This window comes from Tenacibaculum sp. DPLXC6 (assembly GCF_056815515.1).
The window spans coordinates 578,401-593,676 of the sequence record NZ_CP141806.1 but is presented as its reverse complement, the minus strand read 5'-3'; the positions used below and the strand labels follow the sequence as shown (position 1 = coordinate 593,676).

The window sequence follows — 15,276 nt, the reverse complement described above, 5'->3', positions numbered from 1 at the left end:
TTTTCTAAAGATATTTTATCTTCAGCAAAGACCTTATCCATAAGTTTATTTTTCGTAAAATCTCCTTTTTTGTAGATATCCCAACTTTCGTTATTTCTATTGGTTAATGTAACTTTATCTGTACCTATTTCAAAGTTACACCAGTCATTATAATTAGCTATTTTTTTATAGCTATGATCAGACACTTTGATATTCCCTTTTACATTTAAACCTTCTATATCAATACATAAATTACAGAAATCGATGAAACTCATATTATCCGCAGGTATAACAAGAAAAGAATTAGTATTCCCTTTTTTTCTATACAGCTTAAAACCATCTTTTAAGTTTTGGTTATGATAGACTTTAGAAAAAGAGGAGAAAAGATCTTCTTCTTTTGCGTTCTCAATTATGAAATGATTTTGTGTTACAGCTTGATTATCGAATTTTTTCTTCTTAAGCTCAAAATCCTTTCCAAGATATACTCTACGAACAGTTTCGTCTTCAGCAAGCTCTTCGGGAGTTCCTTCTTTTAAAATCCCCCCATTATACATTAGGTAAGTTCTATCAGTAATTGCAAGAGTAGCCTGCACATCATGATCGGTAATTAAAATACCTATATTTTTATTTTTCAATTGTGCTACAATTCCTTGAATATCTTCTACAGCAATTGGGTCGACACCAGCAAAAGGTTCATCTAATAAAATAAATTTAGGGTCAGAAGCTAAACAACGTGCAATTTCTGTTCTACGACGTTCACCACCAGACAATAGATCACCACGGTTTTTACGTACATGTCCTAAACTAAATTCATCTATTAACTCTTCTAGGCGTTGTTTTCTTTCAGCTTTAGTTCTATCAGTAAATTCAAGAACTGACATGATATTATCTTCTACTGAAAGCTTTCTAAAAACAGAAGCTTCTTGTGCTAAATAACCAATTCCTTTTTGAGAACGTTTATACATTGCATCAGTAGTAATTTCTTCATTATCTAGAAAAATATGACCATCGTTAGGTTTAATCATACCTACAATCATATAGAAAGAGGTCGTTTTACCAGCTCCGTTAGGACCAAGTAATCCAATAATTTCACCTTGCTCAACTTCCAAAGAAATTCCTTTTACTACTTTTCTACTACCGTATATCTTTTGTATGTTGTCTGCTCTTAACTTCATTTATTATTGTTGAAAATGGAATTGATTAAGGTATAAAAGTAACAAAACTGTTTCTTAAAAACTTCTTAAATCAATATATGTATAAATTAAGCTTCGTTTTCTAATGCCTCCCAAAACTCTACAGCTCTTCGTAAATGAGGAATTAAAATAGTTCCACCTACTAATGTGGCAATACTCATAGTTTCCATCATTTCTTCTTTGGTTACACCATTTTGGTGGGCTGTTTTTAAATGATAAGCAATACAGTCATCACAACGTAATACTGCAGATGCTACCAAACCTAGTAATTCTTTAGTTTTAACAGGTAGATGTCCTTCGGTAAAAGCATTGGTATCTAAGTTAAAAATACGTTTGATTACTTTATTATCTGATGCTAAAATCTTTTCGTTCATTTTAGCACGATAGTCGTTAAACTCTTGGACTTTTTGTGACATTCTTTTGTTGTTGTTTTAAGACAAATTTTGATACATAAATACTCATTTCATATAAAATCATGATAGGTACTGATACAATTACTTGACTAGCCACATCTGGTGGAGTAATAATAGCAGATAATACCAATACCACGACTAATGCATGTTTACGATATTTTCGTAAAAACTCTGGTGTAATTAATCCTATTTTAGTTAGGAAGAAAATAACGACAGGAAGTTCAAAAAATATAGCAACACCCAATAATGTATTTGTAATAAGGCTAATGTAAGCCTCTAACTTAAAATTGTTTTGTATAGCGTCTGATATTTCAAAGTTGTAAAAGAAGTATACAGACATTGGTAAAATAACGTAATAGCTAAATAAAATCCCTAGAAAGAACAGAAAAGAAGAGGTGAAAATAAAACCTTTTGATTTTTTCTTTTCGCTTTCATGCAACCCAGGAGCTATAAATCGCCAAAACTCCCATAAAATATAAGGAAAAGCAACTACAAACCCTAAAATTAGAGAAGACCAAATTCCTGTCATTAATTGTTGAGTAGGATTTAAAGCTTGAAGTGTTTGTTTAAATTTAATAGTGCAAAAACTACTATCAATTCCAATAGAAGAAAATACTTTACAAAAGAATTGATACGTTGCAAAATCAGGTTTTAAATGAGCTAAAAGAATCTCATTAAAAACAAAATTAATATTTGCAAAAATGACGATTGCTACTACAAAAATAGCTGCAAAACTCCTTACTAAATGCCATCTTAGTTCTTCAAGATGGTCTAAAAAAGACATTTCCTTTTCTGCCATCTTAAAATATTCCTTCTTTAATTAAATCATGTAAGTGTACCACACCTACATAATTGTTGTCTGCATCAGTAACTAAAATTTGGGTAATATTGTTGTTCTCTAAAGTATCTAAAGCTTCAACAGCCATAGCATCTACGTCTATTGTCTTTGGGGTAGTACTCATAATATCAGTAGCAGTAAGCTCGTCTATTTTTGTCGTTTTACTTAGCATTCTACGAATATCTCCATCGGTAATAATTCCTGCAATTTTATCATTATCAACAACGGCAGTTACACCTAAGCGTTTTTCTGATATTTCAACAATTACTTGAGTAACTTTATCTGTACTTTTTACTTTTGGTAATTCATTATTTTTAATAAGATCAGAAACTCTTAAATACAGACGTTTTCCTAAAGCTCCTCCAGGGTGATATTTTGCAAAATCACTACTAGTAAAACCTCTTAATTCTAATAAACAAACGGCTAAAGCGTCCCCTAAAACTAATTGAGCTGTAGTACTTGTTGTAGGAGCTAAGTTGTTAGGACAAGCCTCTTTATCTACAAAAGAATTTAAAAGGAAGTCGGCATTTTTTCCTAAGAAAGAATCAGGGTTTCCTGTTATAGCTATAATTTTATTGTTATAGTTTTTAATTAAAGGTACCAACACTTTTATTTCAGGAGTATTCCCACTTTTAGAAATACAAATCACCACATCATCATCCTGCACATTACCTAAATCACCATGTATAGCATCAGCAGCATGCATAAAAACAGCAGGTGTACCTGTTGAGTTAAAAGTAGCTACCATTTTAGTAGCAATATTGGCACTTTTTCCAATACCAGTTACAATAACACGCCCTTTTGAATTAAATATAAAATTAACAGCGTCCGTAAACGAGCTATTTAATAAATTTGCTAAATTAGCAATAGCATTACTTTCTAAAAGAATAGTATCTTTTGCGGTTGAGAGAATAGCGTTTGCGTCTTTCAAGTTAAAAAAGTTTTAAGTATATTTTTAAAGTGTAAAAATAGGAATATTTGAGAAGAAAATCTTTTTTAATAAAAAGAAAGTTTACGTTATGTATTGTTGGGAATTTTTGTAAATTAGTTCTCGTTTTTAATTTTTGATATTAGAAGATGAATAAAGAGCAGACGGATTTATATGGATCATTAAAAAAAATCTTCGGATTTAACCAGTTTAAAGGGCTACAAGAAGATGTAGTTAACAGTGTGTTAGCAAATAAAAACACATTTGTTATTATGCCTACTGGTGGTGGTAAGTCGCTATGTTATCAATTACCTGCCTTAATGAAGGAAGGTACAGCAATTGTGGTATCACCATTAATTGCCTTAATGAAAAATCAAGTAGATGCCATTAGAGGAATTTCTGAAAACCATGGAATAGCCCATGTATTAAACTCTTCGTTAAACAAATCAGAGATTGCCCAGGTAAAATCAGATATTGAATCTGGAATTACAAAATTATTGTATGTAGCTCCTGAATCTTTAATAAAAGAAGAATATGCTGAGTTCCTTAGGAAGCAAAAAATATCGTTTGTAGCGATTGATGAAGCGCACTGTATTTCTGAATGGGGGCACGATTTTAGGCCTGAATACCGAAATCTAAGAAATATTATTAAGCAGATTGATAACGTACCAATTATTGGTTTAACAGCAACCGCAACAGAAAAAGTACAAGAGGATATTCTTAAAACTCTTGGAATGACGGATGCGAATGTATTTAAAGCATCTTTTAACAGATCAAATTTATTCTACGAAGTTAGACCAAAGACTAAAGAGGTAGAAAAAGATATAATTCGCTTTATAAAACAACGAATAGGGAAATCTGGAATCATATACTGTTTAAGTCGTAAAAAAGTAGAAGAAATAGCTCAAATTTTACAAGTGAACGGAATAAATGCAGTTCCTTACCATGCAGGATTAGATGCAAAAACACGTGTTAAGCATCAAGACATGTTTTTGATGGAAGATTGTGATGTTGTAGTAGCTACAATTGCTTTCGGTATGGGGATTGATAAACCTGATGTTCGTTTTGTAATACACCATGACATTCCTAAAAGTTTAGAGAGTTATTATCAAGAAACAGGTAGAGCTGGTCGTGATGGAGGAGAAGGTTATTGTTTAACTTTTTACTCATATAAAGATATTGAAAAGCTTGAAAAATTCATGGCTAACAAGCCAGTAGCAGAACAAGAAGTAGGGCATGCTCTTTTACAAGAAGTTGTTGGGTATGCAGAAACGTCAATGAACAGGCGTAAATACTTACTTCACTATTTTGGAGAAGAATTTGATGAAGTAAATGGAGAAGGTGCTGATATGGATGACAATATGCGAAATCCTAAGAAAAAGCACGAAGCAAAAGATGAAGTAGTAACCTTACTTTCTGTTATTAGAGATACTAGCGAAATGTATAAGCCTAAAGAAATTGTAAATACAATAATAGGTAAAGAAAATGCATTGTTAAAGTCTCACAAAACAAATATTCAACCTTTTTTTGGTGTTGGTAAAGCAAAAGACAATCATTACTGGATGGCTTTAATTCGTCAAGTACTAGTGGCGGATTTAATTAAGAAAGAAATAGAACAGTATGGTGTATTAAAGCTAACTAAAGAAGGTAAAGAGTTTATAAAAAATCCATCATCATTTATGATGACAGAAAATCATGTTTATAAGACAGCGGATGATGGTACTATTATTACTAATGAAAAGTCTGCAGGAGGAGTAGATGATAAGTTGGTAGCGATGTTGAAAGATTTAAGGAAAACTGTAGGAAAACGTTTAGGAGTACCGCCTTTTGCTGTTTTTCAAGATCCATCTTTAGATGATATGGCATTAAAATACCCTGTAACATTAGATGAATTAGCAAAAGTTCATGGTGTTGGAGAGGGTAAAGCTAAAAAATACGGTAAAGATTTCGTTGCACTCATTTCAAAATATGTGGAAGACAATGAAATTATGCGTCCTGATGATTTAATAGTTAAGAGTACAGGAGTAAATTCTGGATTAAAACTTTATATCATTCAAAATACAGATAGAAAATTACCTCTAGAAGATATCGCAAAATCTAAAGGTTTAGAAATGTCTGAGTTGATAAAAGAAATGGAGGCTATTGTATTTTCTGGAACTAAGTTAAATATCGATTATGCTGTAGATGACTTACTTGATGAAGATCAACAGGAAGAAATCCATGATTATTTTATGGAAGCTGAAACTGATAAAATTCAAGAAGCCTTAGATGAGTTTGATGGAGATTATGATGATGATGAATTGCGATTAATGCGTATTAAATTTACAAGTGAAATAGCTAACTAAAAATAACTAAGTAATATACTAATAGGTAAGTTTGGTGTAAGCTGGAAGATGTTTTTAGAAGAATAAATAGCAAAATGAATCCTAGAGTATCAGAATATATAGAAGATAAAAGTAATTGGACGCAAGAGTTAAATCTCTTGCGTTCTGTTTTTTTAGATCTCCCTGTAGATGAAACCATTAAGTGGGGAGCTCCTGTTTATGTGTATAAAGGTAAAAATATAGTTGGTTTATCTGCTTTTAAAAATTATTGTGGCTTATGGTTTTTTCAAGGTTGCTTTTTAACTGATAAAGAAGAAGTATTGGAAAATGCTCAAGAAGGAAAAACACAAGCAATGCGTCAATGGAGATTTAATCAATTGGATGAGATTAATATAGTATTGATAAAACAATATGTATTAGAGGCTATTAAAAACTCAGAAGAAGGAAAAGAGTTAAAACCTAAAAAGAATATCAAACCTATAGTTATTCCAGAAAAATTACAGTTAGAGCTAGATAGAAATGATAGACTAAAAGAAGCTTTCAGTCGACTTATTTTAAGTAAACAAAGGGAGTTTACCGATTATATTTCTGAGGCTAAGAGAGAGACTACGAAAGAAAAAAGACTTGAAAAAATAATTCCAATGATACTAAATGGAATTGGTTTGTATGATAAGTATAAAAATAAAAACTGTTAGTTAATAGTAATTTTATCAATTGTAGCGGTTGAATCACAACGTATAACATATAAATTGATATGATTTAAACTGTCTTTACCTGTAATAAAGTATTCTGCACAAGGCTTTAAACGAGGCTTACTTTTTCCAAAATCTACATCTCCGTGATTTAAAATAGTAGAAATAGTAGCGGTATCAATTTTAGAAGTTGCTAATATTTGCTGAGCATTATCAGAAAACAAACGCTTTTTAATTCTAATTGTTTTTAAAGTACGAGCGTCCATTCCATAGTCAAAAGAAACATCTTTACCTTTCCAAATAAAAAGAACAACTAAACTACCTAGGGCAATTCCTATTAAATAATAACCAACACGTTTTAACCACTGCATAATTTAAAAATTGAAGTGCAAAAGTAAGTAAAATAGAACTATAAAATCAATAAATTAATATCTCTGTAAGGAAGGTCAAACCAGTCTGCTACAGTTTTATTGGTTAAAATTCCATGATAAAAATACATTCCATTACGCAAACTTTTATCAAAACGAGCAGCATTTTCAAAACCTCCTTCTTCAGCAATTTCTAATAAATAAGGTGTAAATATATTACTGATAGATACAGAAGCGGTTCTAGAATACCTTGAAGGAATATTAGGAACACAATAATGAATTACTCCATGGTTAGCAAATGTAGGCTTACTATGTGTAGTAACTTGAGAGGTTTCAAAACAACCACCTCTATCAATACTTACATCAACAATAACAGCTCCATCTTTCATTTGTTCAATCATTTCCTCGGTAACAACTACAGGAGAGCGATCTTTTCCTCTAATAGCCCCAATAGCAACATCACATCGCATTAAAGCTTTTTGTAAGGTTTTAGGTTGAATCGTTGAAGTGTAAATAGGTGCTTGTACACATGATTGTAAGTTACGAAGCTTAGTTATTGAGTTGTCAAAAACTTTTACTCGCGCTCCTAAACCTATGGCTGTTTTAGCAGCAAATTCCCCAACTGTTCCTGCTCCTAAAATAACAACATCAGTAGGAGGAACACCTCCTATATTACCTAGTAGTAAACCATTTCCTCCATTAGAAGCTGTCATAAGCTCTGCAGCAATGTGCATAGAAGCGATTCCTGCAATTTCACTTAATGATTTTACTATAGGAAATACGCCATGCTCATCTTTAATATAGTCAAAAGCAATTGCTGTTACTCTTTTTTTAGCAAGTGCTTCAAAGTATTTTTTGTCTTGTGTTTTTAATTGTAGAGCAGAAATTAAAACCGTTTGTGGGTTTAACATTTTAATTTCCTCTAAAGATGGTGGCTCTACCTTTAATACAATATTACAAGCAAAAGCTTCTTTAACGTCATAGGATATCTTAGCTCCAGCATCAGAATATTCTTGATCACTGTAATTAGCTCCATCACCAGCACCAGTCTCAATCACAATCCTATGTCCGTGAGCGACTAATGCAGCAACTGCATCGGGAGACAAACTAATTCGTTTTTCTTCAAAATGAGTTTCTTTTGGTAAACCTATAAATAAATCTCCTTTTTGCTTTTTAATTTCAAGCATTTCGGTTTGTGGCATTAACTGCTCTTTGGTAAAAGGTGAAATAGAACCCATCTAAAATTTAGTTAGTTTTTAATTGAATGTTTCGTTGCCCGTTTTCTAGCAAACTAATTGATATTGAAACAGTATCTAAAGGTAGTAAATTTTTAACATTCTCAGGCCACTCAACTAAGCACCAATTATTACTGTATAAATAATCTTCAATTCCCATGTCATACGCTTCTTCTTCTTTTTCAATACGGTAAAAATCAAAATGATATACTGTTTCGTTAGAGGAAGTCTTATACTCATTAACTAGTGAAAAAGTAGGAGAATGGGCAATATCTTCTACACCCAAAACTTTACATATTTCTTTTATTAAAGTTGTTTTACCAACGCCCATTTCTCCATAAAAAAGTAGAATTTTATGTTGGGTAGTAGCTATGATTTCTTCAGCTACAGCTGTTAATTCGTTTAGTGAATAATCTCTGTTCATAAGTAGCAAAAATAAAGAAGTAGATGGTAAATTACTATAGTTTATTTGTTCTTATAGCTATAATGACCAATAATTTTAAAATTGAATAAACAATCTTCTAAAACTTGACCAGCTCCAATGTTATGTACTATCAAGTATTGTTGATTATTGGTTGGTGATTTTTTAGATGAAACTATCCCAATATGAGTTAACCCTCCTCCTAAACTCCAACAAACAATATCTCCAGGTAAATAATTATTAGGGTTTTTAGTAGTTTTCTTAATAGTTCCTTTTCTTTTAAAAAAGATCATTAAATTAGGTACTCTTCTATGGTCTATATTAGTGTCAGTACTTTTAAGTCCCCATATTTTAGGATACAATGAAAAGTTAGCTTTCATATCTTCATGAACTTCTTGCTGTAAATCTACTCCTAATTTACGATAGGCGCGAATAATAACATCAGTACAAACTCCTTTGCCTTTTGGAACATCTCCTTTAGGGTAAGGCATAGAGAAGTAACTAGGATCGTAAGTAACTTTATTTTTTGTCAGCTCTAAAGCAGCAGTAGAAAGTTTATTTTCTTGAGCTATTAAAGAGTGGGAGCAAGCAAAAAAAGATAAAAATAATAGAAACTGAAACTTAATTTTCATGTCAACACTAATTTTAAAAAAAGCTAAAAAGCTACTTTGGATTATAAACAGCACAAGGAATAATCATCTCTTCCAGTGAAATTCCTCCATGTTGATAAGTGTTTTTATAATACTTTACAAAGTGATTATAATTGTTTGGGTAAGCAAAAAACAGATCTTCTTTTGTAAATATAAAAGGACTGTTAATAGCTACTGAGGGCAAGAAAATATCTTTTGGGTTTTTAACCGCGTATACATCTTTGTCTTCATAACTTAAACTTCTACCAGTTTTATATCGTAAGTTAGAACTAATATTCTTATCACCAATAACTTTAGTAGGGTGCTTACAATTTATAGTACCATGATCGGTTGTAATGATTAACTTTTGTCCTAATTTTTGAGCCTTTTGAATAATATCATAAAGAGGAGAGTTTTTGAACCAGCTTACAGTTAAAGATCGATAGGCTTTATCATCACCAGCCAGCTCCTTGATAACTTCCATTTCAGTCTTAGCATGTGAAAGCATATCAACAAAGTTGTATACTACAGCTGTAAGGTCATTTTGTCGCGTTCCGTTATAATTATCAGCTAAATCTTTTCCACTTTTTAAAGAAACTATTTTGTAATATTCATGTGTAATATTCAGCCCTAAACGTTTTATTTGCTCTTCTAAAAAATCAGCTTCAAATAAGTTTTTACCTCCTTCATCAATATCATTTTTCCAATAATTTGGATGTCTTTTTTCCATTTCAGAGGGCATTAAGCCAGAGAATATAGCATTACGAGCATATTGAGTAGCTGTAGGTAAAATACTGTAGTATGAATATTCCTCTTCCTTTTTAAAATAATTATTGATGAAAGGTTCTAAAACCCTGTATTGGTCATAACGAAGGTTGTCAATTACTACCCATAAAACACCTTGGTTTTTCGATAAGTTTGGTACTATATAATCTTTAAAAAGTGTGTGCGAAAATGTAGGCTTATCATCTCCAGTTAACCAGTGTTGGTAATTCTTTTTAATGAATTTAAAAAATTGTGAGTTAGCTTCAGATTTTTGAGACTCTAAAATCTCTAACATTCCAGTGTCATTAATATTTTCTAATTCAAGCTCCCAATGAACTAGTTTTTTATATAGTTCAGCCCACTCCTCATAAGAATTTACCATAGCTAAATCCATAGAAATTTTCCTAAATTCTTGTTGGTAACTTGACGTAGTTTTTTCAGAAATTAAACGAGAGTGGTCTAAATTCTTTTTTAAACTTAATAATATTTGATTAGGATTCACTGGCTTAATTAAGTAGTCTGCAATCTTAGACCCAATTGCTTCCTCCATCAGATACTCTTCCTCACTTTTGGTAATCATAACCACAGGGAGATTTGTGTTTTTTTGTTTAATATCAGATAGTGTTTCTAAACCTGTAATACCAGGCATGTTTTCATCTAAAAAAACAATATCAAAATTATTTTCACTAACTAAATCAATAGCATCAGTACCATTAGTACAGGTTGTAACTTTGTAATCTTTTTTTTCTAAAAATAATATATGTGGTTTTAATAAATCTATTTCGTCATCTACCCAAAGAATATGTATGTTTCTCATCATAATTTTTAACTTGTTTTCTACCTAAATAACGGTTAAAAGTAGTTTTGTTGTGTTTATAAAAGCTAAAAATACGTTAATTAAACGCTGGTTAATTTGGTTTTGTAGATAAATTATGATTTTTTTGTTTAAAATTCAAGGATTTATACATTTTGAAGAAATCAAAAACCAACAAATTAAAGATAATTAACGATCCTATTTATGGATTTATCTCGATTCCAAACTCCCTAATTTTTGATATTATTGAGCATCCTTATTTTCAAAGGTTACGTAGAGTAACACAGATGGGGCTATCAAATTTAGTATATCCTGGAGCTAATCATACTCGTTTTCATCATGCAATAGGTTGTATGCATTTAATGCAAAAAGCTGTACATGTGTTACGAATGAAAAATGTCGAAATTTCAGAAAAAGAAGCAAATGCTTTATATATAGCTATTTTATTACATGATATAGGTCATGGAGCATATTCACATGCATTAGAACATAGTATTGTTAATGAAATTACTCATGAAGAAATTTCATTAAAATTTATGAAAGCCTTGAATGATGAATTTGAAGGAAAGTTAAGTTTAGCTATTCAAGTATTTGAAGGGAAACACCCACGTAAATTTTTATACCAATTAATATCAAGTCAATTAGATATTGACCGATTAGATTATTTAAAAAGAGATAGTTTTTTTACTGGAGTAGCGGAAGGAAACATTTCATCAGATCGTTTAATAGCAATGATGAATGTAGTGGATAACGAATTAGTAATTGAACAAAAAGGAATTTATTCAGTAGAGAAATTTGTTATAGCGAGACGCCTAATGTATTGGCAAGTTTATTTACATAAAACTGGCTTAGTAGCAGAAAATCTTCTGGTTAGTATATTAAAAAGAGCAAAGGAGCTAGCTACAAAAGGAGTGGAGCTTCCTTCTAGCAGAGCTCTTAGGTATTTTTTATATAATCCGATAAATAAAGAGAATTTTTCAAATAAAACATTAGAAATATTTTCTGAGCTAGACGACTATGATGTTTTATCAGCAATAAAAGAATGGAAGAATCATGAGGATTTTATTTTGTCTACTCTAGCCACAAAAATCATTGATAGAAGTTTGTTAAAGATTGAAATTCAGGAGAAATCATTTACTGAGGAGTATATTGAAAAGAGGCGTAAAAAATTAAGAAAGCTTGTAGATTTAAGTGAAAAAGAACTTGAATATTTTGTTTTTTCAAATGAAATAAAGCACCAAGCATATAATACCAAAAAGCCAATTAAAATTTACACAAAAAAAGGTAAGCTAAAAGATATAGCAAAAGCTTCTGACCAGCTAAACCTTAAAGCATTGACAAAGCCTGTAGTGAAGTATTACCTTTGTTACCCTAAGAAAATAAACTAGACGAATACTTAGAAACAAATTCTAATCGAGAGGTATTTGAACAAAAATAATTACTTTTGCAGATAATGAAATTTACAGCAAAACAAATAGCCAATATTTTAGAAGGAGAGATTGAAGGGAATCCGGAAGCTGAAGTATCTACACTTTCTAAGATAGAAGAAGGCAAAGAAGGTTCATTAACCTTTTTATCAAATCCAAAGTATAACTCGTATATATATACAACTCAAGCATCAGTAGCTATTGTAAATAAGAGTTTTGTTCCTGAAAAGGAAATTGAAACTACTTTAATTAAGGTTGAAGATGCTTATAAAGCATTTTCAAAACTTTTAGAGTTTTACAATGAAGTGAAAAATAATAAGCAAGGAAGAGAAAATCCTCATTTTATAGCTAATTCAGTTACTATTGGAGATAATGAGTACATAGGAGCTTATGCTTATGTTGGTGAAAATGTAGTTTTAGGTAATAATGTTAAAATTTATCCTAATTCTTATATAGGAGATAATGTAACAATTGGTGATAATACAGTTGTTTTTGCAGGAGTAAAAATATATTCTGAAACTGTAGTAGGTAAAAACTGTAAAATTCATTCAGGAACAGTAATTGGAGCAGACGGTTTTGGATTTGCACCAGATGAAAATGGTGAGTATAAAGCAATACCACAAATAGGAAACGTTATTATAGAAGATAACGTAGATGTGGGGTCTAATTCAACTATTGATAGAGCTACTCTTGGATCAACAATAATTCGTAAAGGAGTAAAATTAGATAACCAGATTCAAATAGCTCATAATGTTGAAATTGGTAAAAATACCGTTATAGCTTCTCAAACAGGAATTGCAGGATCTACTAAAATAGGAGAGAACTGTATGATTGGAGGTCAAGTAGGTATAGTTGGACATATAACCATTGGAAACAATGTAAAAATCCAAGCTCAATCAGGAATAGGAAAAAGTTTAAAAGATGAAGAGGTAGTACAAGGGTCTCCAGCATTTGGATATTCAGACTATAGTAAGTCTTACGTACACTTTAAAAACTTACCAAAATTAGCAACTACAATACATAAAATAGAAAAAGAGTTGAATGCTCAAAAAGTAAAAAATGAGTAAGAAACAAAAAACAATACAAAACGAAGTTACATTATCAGGTGTTGGATTACACACTGGTAATGAAGTTACAATGGTTTTTAAACCAGCTCCAGAAAATCATGGATTTGCTTTTAAGCGAGTGGATTTAGAAGGGGAGCCAGTAATAGAAGCAAAAGCTGATTATGTAACAAACACACAAAGAGGAACAAACCTTGAAAAAAATGGAGTTCAGATACAAACATCTGAACACGTTTTAGCTGCAGCAGTTGGATTAGATATTGATAACTTATTGATAGAAATTAATGCTTCTGAACCTCCAATTATGGATGGGTCTTCTAAGTTTTTTATTGAAGCTCTAGAAAAAGCAGGAATTGTTGAACAAGAAGCTGAGATAGAAGAGTATGTAGTAAAAGAAATTATTTCATACAAAGATGAAGTAACTGGAAGTGAAATTATTTTAATGCCTTCAGATGAGTACCAAGTAACTACTATGGTAGATTTTGGAACTAAAATATTAGGAACTCAAAATGCAACATTAAATACGATTTCAGACTTTAAAGAAGAAATTTCAGCAGCAAGAACATTTAGTTTCTTACATGAAATTGAAATGTTGTTAGAACATGACTTAATTAAAGGTGGAGACTTGAATAATGCTATTGTTTATGTCGACAAGGAATTGTCTGATGGCACAATGGAAAAGTTAAAAAAAGCCTTTAATAAAGATAATATTACTGTAAAACCTAACGGAGTTTTAGATAACTTAACATTACATTGGGCTAATGAAGCTGCGCGTCATAAGTTGTTAGATGTTATTGGTGATTTGGCTTTAACAGGTATTAGAATCAAAGGAAAAGTAATAGCTAATAAGCCAGGACATTCTGTAAATACTACTTTTGCTAAGAAATTAGCTAAAATCATAAAAAAGGAAAAAAGAAATAATGTTCCTTCTTATGATTTAAACCAACCACCATTAATGGATATCCATAAAATAATGGATATTTTACCTCACAGACCTCCATTCTTATTAATTGACAGAATTATTGAATTATCAGATAAACATGTAGTTGGGATGAAGAATGTTACTATGAATGAAGATTTCTTTGTAGGACATTTTCCTGGAGCTCCAGTAATGCCTGGGGTTCTTCAAGTAGAGGCTATGGCACAGTGTGGTGGAGTTTTAGTATTAAATACAGTTCCAGATCCTGAAAACTACTTAACATATTTCATGAAAATGGATAATGTTAAGTTCAAACAGAAAGTATTACCAGGAGATACATTAATATTTAAAAGTGAATTAATCACACCTATAAGAAGAGGTATTGCTCATATGCAAGCTTATGCATACGCTAATGGAAAGTTAGTGTGTGAGGCAGAGCTTATGGCACAAATTTCAAAAGTAAAATAATATGAATCAACCACTTGCGTACGTACACCCTCAAGCAAAAATAGCTAGAAATGTAGTTATTGAACCTTTTACTACTATTCATGCAAATGTAGAAATAGGTTCAGGAACATGGATAGGTTCCAATGTAACTATTATGGAAGGTGCGCGCATCGGTAAAAACTGTCGAATTTTTCCAGGTGCTGTTATTTCAGCTATTCCTCAAGATTTAAAATATAATGATGAGGATACGACCGTAGAAATAGGAGACAACGTTACTATAAGAGAGTGTGTAACCATTAACAGAGGAACTTCAGATAGAATGAAAACAGTTATTGGAGATAACTGTTTAATTATGGCGTATTGTCATATTGCGCACGATTGTAAAGTGGGAGATAACTGTATTTTTTCAAATAATTCAACTTTAGCAGGTCACGTAACAGTGGGTGATAATGTGGTACTTGCAGGCATGGTGGCAGTACATCAATTTGCTTCAGTAGGAAATCATGCTTTTGTAACAGGTGGGTCGTTAGTTCGTAAAGATGTTCCTCCTTATGTAAAAGCAGCAAGAGAGCCTTTGTCATATGTAGGAATTAACTCAGTAGGGTTGAGAAGAAGAGGTTTTACAACTGAAAAGATTAGAGAAATTCAGGACGTTTATCGTATTTTATTTCAGAAGAACTATAATAACTCACAAGCGATTGATATTATAGAAGCTGAAATGGAAGCAACCTCAGAGAGAGATGAAATTATTCAATTTATAAAAGATTCGCATCGCGGAATCATGAAAGGATATTTTAAAGCAAATTAATTAGTAAAATTG

The 15,276-nt window shown here is 31.3% G+C and carries 14 protein-coding genes and 1 pseudogene; 6 read left to right on the top strand and 9 right to left on the bottom strand.

Features of this window, described 5'->3' with window-relative positions; all coding sequences use genetic code 11:
- Positions 1–419: 419 nt before the first annotated feature.
- From lptB to VCM48_RS02625, 4 genes and pseudogenes are all read right to left on the bottom strand, one after another.
- Positions 420–1,154 (bottom strand): annotated as a pseudogene (lptB, locus tag VCM48_RS02640) (LPS export ABC transporter ATP-binding protein); the annotation flags it as partial.
- Between the two features lie 86 nt (positions 1,155–1,240).
- A complete protein-coding gene (locus VCM48_RS02635) occupies positions 1,241–1,588 on the bottom strand; it encodes a carboxymuconolactone decarboxylase family protein (RefSeq protein ID WP_099214324.1) in 348 nt (115 codons plus the stop codon).
- Positions 1,563–2,384, bottom strand: coding sequence for a twin-arginine translocase subunit TatC (gene tatC, locus VCM48_RS02630; RefSeq protein WP_099214325.1), 822 nt, complete (start codon positions 2,382–2,384; stop codon positions 1,563–1,565). Before tatC ends, VCM48_RS02635 begins: the two co-directional genes overlap by 26 nt.
- Before the next feature lies 1 nt (position 2,385).
- Positions 2,386–3,354 carry a KpsF/GutQ family sugar-phosphate isomerase gene (locus VCM48_RS02625; RefSeq protein ID WP_482271507.1) on the bottom strand — a complete coding sequence of 323 codons (969 nt, stop codon included), beginning with the start codon at positions 3,352–3,354 and terminating at the stop codon, positions 2,386–2,388.
- Between the two features lie 146 nt (positions 3,355–3,500).
- On the opposite strand from VCM48_RS02625, the gene VCM48_RS02620 reads away from it, so the two are divergent.
- Both VCM48_RS02620 and VCM48_RS02615 read left to right on the top strand, forming a co-directional pair.
- Positions 3,501–5,696: a RecQ family ATP-dependent DNA helicase gene (locus VCM48_RS02620; RefSeq protein WP_274639954.1), complete on the top strand. Its 2,196-nt coding sequence runs from the start codon at positions 3,501–3,503 to the stop codon at positions 5,694–5,696.
- Between the two features lie 74 nt (positions 5,697–5,770).
- Positions 5,771–6,370 (top strand): YdeI/OmpD-associated family protein, encoded by a 600-nt coding sequence (locus tag VCM48_RS02615; RefSeq protein WP_482271506.1) that lies wholly within the window; start codon positions 5,771–5,773, stop codon positions 6,368–6,370.
- Here VCM48_RS02615 and VCM48_RS02610 read toward each other — a convergent pair.
- Genes VCM48_RS02610 through porX form a run of 5 tightly spaced genes read right to left on the bottom strand, consistent with a single transcriptional unit; the run spans position 6,367 to position 10,602 of the window.
- On the bottom strand, positions 6,367–6,738 hold the full coding sequence (locus tag VCM48_RS02610; RefSeq protein WP_482271505.1) for a DUF4258 domain-containing protein: 372 nt from the start codon (positions 6,736–6,738) through the stop codon (positions 6,367–6,369). The two genes, VCM48_RS02615 and VCM48_RS02610, sit on opposite strands and share 4 nt — an antisense overlap.
- A gap of 38 nt (positions 6,739–6,776) precedes the next feature.
- Positions 6,777–7,973, bottom strand: a complete 1,197-nt coding sequence (locus tag VCM48_RS02605) for an alanine dehydrogenase (protein ID WP_274639951.1) — start codon at positions 7,971–7,973, stop codon at positions 6,777–6,779.
- 7 nt (positions 7,974–7,980) lie between these two features.
- Positions 7,981–8,394, bottom strand: a complete 414-nt coding sequence (gene tsaE, locus VCM48_RS02600) for a tRNA (adenosine(37)-N6)-threonylcarbamoyltransferase complex ATPase subunit type 1 TsaE (protein ID WP_482271504.1) — start codon at positions 8,392–8,394, stop codon at positions 7,981–7,983.
- Positions 8,395–8,435: 41 nt separating this feature from the next.
- The gene (locus tag VCM48_RS02595) at positions 8,436–9,023 is read right to left on the bottom strand and encodes a DUF1287 domain-containing protein (protein WP_482271503.1); all 588 of its coding nucleotides are present in this window, start codon (positions 9,021–9,023) and stop codon (positions 8,436–8,438) included.
- Positions 9,024–9,054: 31 nt separating this feature from the next.
- Positions 9,055–10,602 (bottom strand): T9SS response regulator signal transducer PorX, encoded by a 1,548-nt coding sequence (gene porX, locus VCM48_RS02590; RefSeq protein WP_274640043.1) that lies wholly within the window; start codon positions 10,600–10,602, stop codon positions 9,055–9,057.
- A 152-nt stretch (positions 10,603–10,754) separates the two neighbouring features.
- Between porX and VCM48_RS02585 the strand changes: the two genes are divergently transcribed.
- The 4 genes from VCM48_RS02585 (at position 10,755) to lpxA (ending at position 15,264) form a co-directional block, all read left to right on the top strand.
- Positions 10,755–11,987 carry an HD domain-containing protein gene (locus VCM48_RS02585; RefSeq protein WP_482271502.1) on the top strand — a complete coding sequence of 411 codons (1,233 nt, stop codon included), beginning with the start codon at positions 10,755–10,757 and terminating at the stop codon, positions 11,985–11,987.
- Positions 11,988–12,052: 65 nt separating this feature from the next.
- Positions 12,053–13,093, top strand: coding sequence for a UDP-3-O-(3-hydroxymyristoyl)glucosamine N-acyltransferase (gene lpxD, locus VCM48_RS02580; RefSeq protein ID WP_482272233.1), 1,041 nt, complete (start codon positions 12,053–12,055; stop codon positions 13,091–13,093).
- Positions 13,086–14,477, top strand: a complete 1,392-nt coding sequence (locus VCM48_RS02575; protein ID WP_274639946.1) for a bifunctional UDP-3-O-[3-hydroxymyristoyl] N-acetylglucosamine deacetylase/3-hydroxyacyl-ACP dehydratase — start codon at positions 13,086–13,088, stop codon at positions 14,475–14,477. Before lpxD ends, VCM48_RS02575 begins: the two co-directional genes overlap by 8 nt.
- Before the next feature lies 1 nt (position 14,478).
- A complete protein-coding gene (gene lpxA, locus VCM48_RS02570; protein WP_274639945.1) occupies positions 14,479–15,264 on the top strand; it encodes an acyl-ACP--UDP-N-acetylglucosamine O-acyltransferase in 786 nt (261 codons plus the stop codon).
- The last annotated feature ends 12 nt before the right edge of the window (positions 15,265–15,276 follow it).

Excerpts from the sequence above, each read along its gene's own strand:
- tsaE (WP_482271504.1), bottom strand. The coding sequence starts at position 8,394 with ATGAACAGAGATTATTCACTAAACGAATTAACAGCTGTAGCTGAAGAA.
- porX (WP_274640043.1), bottom strand. The coding sequence starts at position 10,602 with ATGAGAAACATACATATTCTTTGGGTAGATGACGAAATAGATTTATTA.
- VCM48_RS02635 (WP_099214324.1), bottom strand. The coding sequence starts at position 1,588 with ATGTCACAAAAAGTCCAAGAGTTTAACGACTATCGTGCTAAAATGAAC.
- VCM48_RS02575 (WP_274639946.1), top strand. The coding sequence starts at position 13,086 with ATGAGTAAGAAACAAAAAACAATACAAAACGAAGTTACATTATCAGGT.
- VCM48_RS02615 (WP_482271506.1), top strand. The coding sequence starts at position 5,771 with ATGAATCCTAGAGTATCAGAATATATAGAAGATAAAAGTAATTGGACG.
- VCM48_RS02620 (WP_274639954.1), top strand. The coding sequence starts at position 3,501 with ATGAATAAAGAGCAGACGGATTTATATGGATCATTAAAAAAAATCTTC.
- VCM48_RS02605 (WP_274639951.1), bottom strand. The coding sequence starts at position 7,973 with ATGGGTTCTATTTCACCTTTTACCAAAGAGCAGTTAATGCCACAAACC.
- VCM48_RS02595 (WP_482271503.1), bottom strand. The coding sequence starts at position 9,023 with ATGAAAATTAAGTTTCAGTTTCTATTATTTTTATCTTTTTTTGCTTGC.
- lpxA (WP_274639945.1), top strand. The coding sequence starts at position 14,479 with ATGAATCAACCACTTGCGTACGTACACCCTCAAGCAAAAATAGCTAGA.
- VCM48_RS02610 (WP_482271505.1), bottom strand. The coding sequence starts at position 6,738 with ATGCAGTGGTTAAAACGTGTTGGTTATTATTTAATAGGAATTGCCCTA.
- tatC (WP_099214325.1), bottom strand. The coding sequence starts at position 2,384 with ATGGCAGAAAAGGAAATGTCTTTTTTAGACCATCTTGAAGAACTAAGA.
- lpxD (WP_482272233.1), top strand. The coding sequence starts at position 12,053 with ATGAAATTTACAGCAAAACAAATAGCCAATATTTTAGAAGGAGAGATT.